The organism is Enterococcus villorum, from assembly GCF_007990225.1.
In the GTDB taxonomy this organism is placed as follows: domain Bacteria; phylum Bacillota; class Bacilli; order Lactobacillales; family Enterococcaceae; genus Enterococcus_B; species Enterococcus_B villorum.
In genome coordinates this window covers 22,528-28,896 of sequence record NZ_BJWF01000036.1, presented here as the reverse complement: position 1 = coordinate 28,896, position 6,369 = coordinate 22,528, and the positions used below count along the sequence as shown (strand labels likewise).

Genomic DNA, 6,369 nt, shown 5'->3' with positions numbered 1-6,369 from the left:
TGTCATAGCATAAAGGAAAAACCGATTCTTTTTTTTGTGTTTGTAGAAAAAATAGACATGAAAAGAAAGATGAGACTTGGGTCAATTTAAGTCTCATCCTTCTTATTAAGTATCAAATGAAAGGTGGTTCTAACAATTTAAGCTCGTTATTTTTGTAAGTTATTTCTTTTTTTATTCTATTTTTTCGATTGCTTTTTTAGGAACTTCATCATGAGAAACTTCTTCCCAGCTGATGACGCCTTTTCTAGGGTTAACTTTTAATTTTAAATATGCATTTAATTTTAACGGTTTTTCTCTAAATTCACTTAACACAACCTGTTTTGATTCACCATCTTTATTGTATGCAGTCTGGTTATAAATATAATGTGTGGTATCATGGCTCTCATCATCTTTTTCGTTTTCTCTTGTGCCAAGAGTAGTGATTTTTGTATAATATGCTGTTCCACCATAGAAATAATGATAAGCAACAAAACTACCTCCAATAAATACAGCTAGTATGACGAGTAAACTAATTAGTTTTTTCATTTTTCGCTTTCACCTCGTTTCTATTATTTCCTACTTGAATCGATTCGTCTACAAAAACCATCAAAAGATAACCTTTTCTAAATATTTTAGTTACTCTAACTACTATTTAACATTAAGTAGTTGCTTTTTTTAGGTTTAACTGATAGGATACTCACGTACTTAGTATTACATAGTACTATAAATAAAGAAGGTGTGAAAATTTGAAAGAAATGACTGAATTATTAAAGGGTGTACTGGAAGGACTTGTTTTACAGATCATTAAAAATAAGCAAGAAACATATGGTTATGAAATTACCAATGAGCTCGTTCAAATCGGTTTCCAAGAAATCGTTGAAGGTACCGTTTATACAATTTTGTTAAGATTAGAAAAAAAGAATTTAATAGAGTCGGAAAAAAGAAAATCTGAGTTAGGACCAGCTCGGAAATTTTATCAATTAAATGCCTCAGGAGAAAAATATTTAGAAGAGTTTTGGAAAAAGTGGGAGTTTTTAGTTACACAGCTAAGAAAAGTTAAACAATAAGCAAAAAAGAAGGCGAAATAATGAAATTTTACGATAAAGTTACTGGAAATGATCTAAGACAGATATTTAAAAAATTTAATATTCGTGCCAGTGAATTACCTCCAGAATACCAAGACATCTGGCAAAAAATACAAGGTTATTTATGGGAGTATAGTGATTTTTCTGGTAGAAACCTTGTGCCTATTTTAGATGGCATTTTAGGATTGTTGGAAGAATCAGCCTTGGAAGGAATCGCTGTTGAAAACATTATTGGGGAAGACATAAAAGAATTTACAACAGATGTGGCTACCGCTGAAGGAGCAGAAAATCTGCGAAACAAATGGCGTAATCAATTGAATCAATCAGTTGAAAAAAAATTAAGGAAGTGAAAAAACGATGATGTTTCGAAAAATGATCAAAGAAAAAAAAGATTGGCATGCTTATATGAATCGTGTAAAAAAACTTCCAGAAGATTATCAAATGGTTTATAAAGAATGTCGAAAATATTTTTTTAAAGTGCTATCTGTAGAAACATTCCAAATGGCTGAATGCCTGCAGGAAATCCTTGATTTATTTGAAGAAGGTTCAACAAATGGAAAAGCTGTACTTGACATTACTGGAAAAGATATCGCAGCATTTTGTGATGGCTTGATTGAAAGTCAAAAATATTGAACCAAAAGTGGGTGTTGAAGAAAAGGCGTAAAGAATCAACCAATGTAAAATTATTTTATCGAGAAATGTAACATATTTTAACTAGAAAGTTCTTTTCCTACTGTTATCATGACCATAAGTGTTCTTAGTTGACTTTGACCAACTTTGACGTATAATACAAATTGTTCGATACTTACAAAAAGTAAGGCGGACAGATTCTTTTTGAATTTTTTCAAAAGAGTCTATAATGAATAACGAGTGAGGGCTAAAAAAGAAAGCTCGAAATTATTTAGGAGGTTTGTTAATTATGGCAAAAGAACATTATGATAGAAGTAAACCACACGTAAACATTGGAACCATTGGTCACGTCGACCATGGGAAAACAACTTTAACTGCTGCGATCACTACAGTATTAGGTAAAAAAGGCTTAGCAAATCCTCAAGATTACGCAAGTATTGATGCAGCGCCTGAAGAACGTGAACGTGGGATTACGATCAACACAGCACATGTAGAATATGAAACAGATAAACGACATTATGCACATATCGATGCACCAGGACATGCGGATTATGTAAAAAACATGATTACTGGGGCTGCTCAAATGGATGGAGCAATTTTAGTCGTATCTGCAACAGATGGCCCAATGCCACAAACACGTGAGCACATTTTACTCTCTCGCCAAGTAGGAGTAAAATACTTGATTGTCTTCTTGAATAAAACAGATTTAGTGGATGATGAAGAATTAATTGATCTAGTAGAAATGGAAGTTCGTGAACTTTTAAGTGAATATGGATTTCCAGGTGATGATACACCTGTCATCAAAGGGTCTGCTTTAAAAGCATTACAAGGTGATCCTGATGCAGAAGATGCCATTATGGAATTGATGGATACAGTGGACGAATACATTCCAACACCTGAACGTGACACAGACAAACCGTTATTGTTACCAGTGGAAGATGTCTTTTCCATTACAGGACGTGGAACAGTTGCTTCTGGACGTATTGATCGTGGGGCTGTTCGTGTTGGGGATGAAATCGAAATTGTTGGGATCAAACCAGAAACACAAAAAGCGGTTGTTACAGGGGTAGAAATGTTCCGTAAAACACTTGATTATGGGGAAGCAGGAGATAACGTAGGTGTCTTATTACGTGGTATCCAACGTGAAGACATCGAACGTGGACAAGTCATTGCTAAGCCTGGTTCTATCACACCGCATACCAAATTTAAAGCAGAAGTGTATGTTTTAACAAAAGAAGAAGGCGGACGTCATACGCCATTCTTTAATAACTATCGTCCACAATTTTATTTCCGTACGACTGATGTTACAGGAACGATTGTTTTACCAGAAGGAACGGAAATGGTTATGCCTGGTGATAATGTAACCATTGATGTAGAATTGATACACCCTGTTGCCATTGAAAATGGAACCACTTTTTCTATCCGTGAAGGTGGGCGTACAGTTGGTTCAGGTATCGTAACAGAAATCGAAGCTTAATAAAAATAAATGACGATTTATATAACTTATAAAAAAGCGTGTTTCTTATAAGTATGATTAAAAAAAAGAATTTATAGTATAATAAAAAGCAAATAATTGATTAGGAGGTTCTATTCATGAGTATTACAGTGAACATTCTTTATTCAGGTGAAGGAGACAGTGCAAGAAATTTTGCAAAAGAAATGCTTGAAAGTGGACTCGTAGAAAAAATTCGTGCACAAGAGGGCAATGAGCGTTATGACTATTTTTTCCCTTTAGAAGATACAACCTCGGTATTATTGATTGACCGGTGGCGGAATGAAGAAGCTATTGACATTCATCATCAATCGGAAATGATGGAAGAGATTGCTCGTTTACGAAAGAAATATAAATTACGGCTGAAAGTCGAAAAATTTCAAGAAATCAAATAATTTTAGGAGAGATTTTAGCTATCAGTAGCAGTCCTGAAAGGTTTCAATTCACGCAATGAAATAGTTGTAAATGAACCATAAAAATAGCGATCTCCAAAAGTTAGATTTTTACTCTAACTTTTGGAGGTCGCTTCAGTTTTGTGGTTTTTTGTTTAGAATCCTTTTTTAGATAGTAATTCAATTTTTTTATCGCTTTTGTATCCATTTTTTTAAGCCAAATAGACGATTCTTTTTATTGCCAACTGGTGCGTTATCAATAATTAATAAGACGATCATCACATAAGCAATCCAACTATCACGAGAATAAGAGGTATAGCGAGAAGTCCAACTTGTGGCGTATTTGTCTTTGTATTCACGTAATCCGTGAAAAGAATAAAAATGCGAGCCAAACTCATAGACTAAATAAGCCACTCGTTCTTGAATAAAACTTTTCCTTGAAGTTCCAACATTTGATAAAGGGGCCATTCCTAAATTAAAGTACGCAATATTTTCTTCTTTCATGTATTCAAATAAATGAAGGAAAAGAAAATCCATGCTACCAGCTGGTGCTTTATCTGGATCATAACGCATTAAATCAATGGTTCCAATCTTATTGTCTGTATAAGTAGGCATAATTGAGGCAAAAGCGACCATCGTTCCTTGCTGATCTTTTAAAACGGCAATCGGTGCACGTTGAAGATAATCTTCCGAGAAGAAACCTAATGAAAAACCTTTTTCTTTCCGACTACCTAGCCACTGATCAGAGATCTGTTTTAATTCACTCATTTCCTCAGATGAAAATGGCGGATGAATCACTTCAAATATAAATCCTTCACGTTCGATTCGATTTAAGATGGCTCGAGAGCCCTTCATTTTTTTCCCAGAAGTAGTAAAAGTAGCTAACTCCACGTGAGCTTCTTCGCCCATCTTAATGAAATCATAACCAAATTCATGTAAGATCATGACCATTTCTTCACTTGTTTCATAAAAAACAGGCAAGTAGCACAAGCGATCAGTTTCTTTGATGAACGCTTCGATTGCCTCTGGGAAATCTTCTTTTTTTCCAGAGGGGTCACCCATAACGATACATTTATTATTGTAGCAAGCAAATTGCAATAAGACCGTTCCAACTTGGTCTTTTTCATAAATAAACATACGTTTATCTTTTAAGAAAATTAATTGACTGTCTGAATTCCCACCAAATGTATTTAAAATGGCTAAGGCTTTTTCCTCATCAAAGTCTTCACCAACTTGTTGTTTTTTTCCTTGAAAAAAATGGACAAAAAGAATAATGATGAAGCTGACTGCAATGATCGCTAGTAATCCTGATAACCAAATTTTTTCAGACGGGAATAGAAAGAACGAAATAAAATGATGTTTACGATGCGGAAATGTCGGTAAGTTGTAAACACCTATAATGATATAAAGTAAGGATAAAGCACCGATGATAAGGCCATCAATTGTCAACCATTCCCAAGAATAAATGAGTTGTTCTCGAAAAAGTTCATTTTTTGAAGCAATAACGATCAATAATAGCAACAAGAGAAAAATACCTGCTGATAGGCTAAAGTTAGTGATCGCTACGTAAGCAACTGCTAGAAAGATCAAAATAATTGTCGGCCAATAGGCTCTTTTGACTCTGGCTGCAATTCCTCGCCCCATAATTACAAATAAAAAACCTAATAAAATACTTGGAAACTGCATAATAAAATGTAACCTTAATGGATTTAAACGGTGCAACCAACGAAATTCAGTAAATGCTTGTGGAATGGTTGCTGAAAGAACGAGCATGATACCAGAAAAATATAAAAGCACAACGACAATCTTATGAGCAACCTCTGTGGCAAGTTGTTTTGGAATACCGGAGTAACGTTGATCAAAGGTAGAGCCAATCGTTTTAAAGAAAAAGACAATGCCGATCAAAAAGGGAATAATATAGTAAAATATGCGATACAATAAGATCCACACGACGACCACTTCTCTTGGAATACCAATGGCAGATAAGCCGATGATCATCATAATATCGAAACTCCCGATTGCACCAGGAATCATAGAGACGATCCCGATAACTGAAGCGGCAATAAATAAGGGAATGGTTTGCCACAAGTCAACTTTGATATCCATTAGTGAACCGACGGCAAGAAAGGTACATAAAACTCCCGTCCATTCTAAGAATGAAACCAGAAGTAGCTGCCCTTGTGTTTTTAAAGAGAGACCGCCAATATAGCCGTCTTTTTTTAGTGTAGTAACAAGAAAGACCAGTGGAAAATATAGCCCTCCACCAATTAACCAGATCCAATATTGTTTAATAAAAGGAGCGACTGGCGTAAAGACAACCATAAAAAAGGAAAGCAAGCTATAAATAGAAAGACCGGCCATTAAAAATAAAAAAATCTTAGATAGAGCTTGCATCAAGTGTTTGCTATCTTTTTTACGCCCATATAATTCCGAACGTAAGCCGATGCTAACAAAGCCACCAAAACCAGCAACATTGTTGATTGTATTGATCATCCAACTGGTTTCTAATAAATATCTTTTTGGCGGTTTTTGATCTAACAAACGATTGAGGATGATGTCATAACCGATCATTGGTGAAACAGAAAGCAAGCCAATGAGGAGCATTAAAATAGTCTTCCACAAAGGAATCGTCCCAAATGTTTCGTCTAATTGAGCGACTGATAGTGTTTTACCGATTCTGATCAATTCACTGATGATAATGACGACTACAGAAATTAAAAATATTGTTTTGAAGAGACTTAAATGGTTTTTTAACCATTGTAAGGTCTGTTTTAACAAAAAATCACCTACT

7 protein-coding genes are annotated in these 6,369 nt (G+C 34.7%); 5 read left to right on the top strand and 2 right to left on the bottom strand.

What is annotated here, in order from left to right:
- Window positions 1-171 precede the first annotated feature (171 nt).
- The gene (locus EVI01_RS10940; RefSeq protein WP_010751305.1) at window positions 172-525 is read right to left on the bottom strand and encodes a YxeA family protein; all 354 of its coding nucleotides are present in this window, start codon (window positions 523-525) and stop codon (window positions 172-174) included.
- Window positions 526-725: 200 nt separating this feature from the next.
- Here EVI01_RS10940 and EVI01_RS10935 point away from each other — a divergent pair, with 200 nt between their 5' ends.
- From EVI01_RS10935 to EVI01_RS10915, 5 genes are all read left to right on the top strand, one after another.
- Window positions 726-1,046 carry a PadR family transcriptional regulator gene (locus tag EVI01_RS10935; RefSeq protein ID WP_010751304.1) on the top strand — a complete coding sequence of 107 codons (321 nt, stop codon included), beginning with the start codon at window positions 726-728 and terminating at the stop codon, window positions 1,044-1,046.
- A gap of 20 nt (window positions 1,047-1,066) precedes the next feature.
- Entirely contained in the window at window positions 1,067-1,414 is a 348-nt protein-coding gene (locus EVI01_RS10930; RefSeq protein ID WP_010751303.1) for a DUF1048 domain-containing protein, read from the top strand.
- Between the two features lie 7 nt (window positions 1,415-1,421).
- Window positions 1,422-1,697, top strand: a complete 276-nt coding sequence (locus tag EVI01_RS10925) for a DUF1048 domain-containing protein (protein WP_010751302.1) — start codon at window positions 1,422-1,424, stop codon at window positions 1,695-1,697.
- Between the two features lie 286 nt (window positions 1,698-1,983).
- On the top strand, window positions 1,984-3,171 hold the full coding sequence (tuf, locus tag EVI01_RS10920) for an elongation factor Tu (RefSeq protein WP_010751301.1): 1,188 nt from the start codon (window positions 1,984-1,986) through the stop codon (window positions 3,169-3,171).
- Between the two features lie 116 nt (window positions 3,172-3,287).
- Window positions 3,288-3,581 (top strand): antibiotic biosynthesis monooxygenase family protein, encoded by a 294-nt coding sequence (locus EVI01_RS10915; RefSeq protein ID WP_010751300.1) that lies wholly within the window; start codon window positions 3,288-3,290, stop codon window positions 3,579-3,581.
- A 186-nt stretch (window positions 3,582-3,767) separates the two neighbouring features.
- On the opposite strand, the gene mprF is transcribed toward EVI01_RS10915, so the two are convergent.
- A complete protein-coding gene (gene mprF, locus EVI01_RS10910; RefSeq protein WP_010751299.1) occupies window positions 3,768-6,356 on the bottom strand; it encodes a bifunctional lysylphosphatidylglycerol flippase/synthetase MprF in 2,589 nt (862 codons plus the stop codon).
- Window positions 6,357-6,369 lie beyond the last annotated feature (13 nt).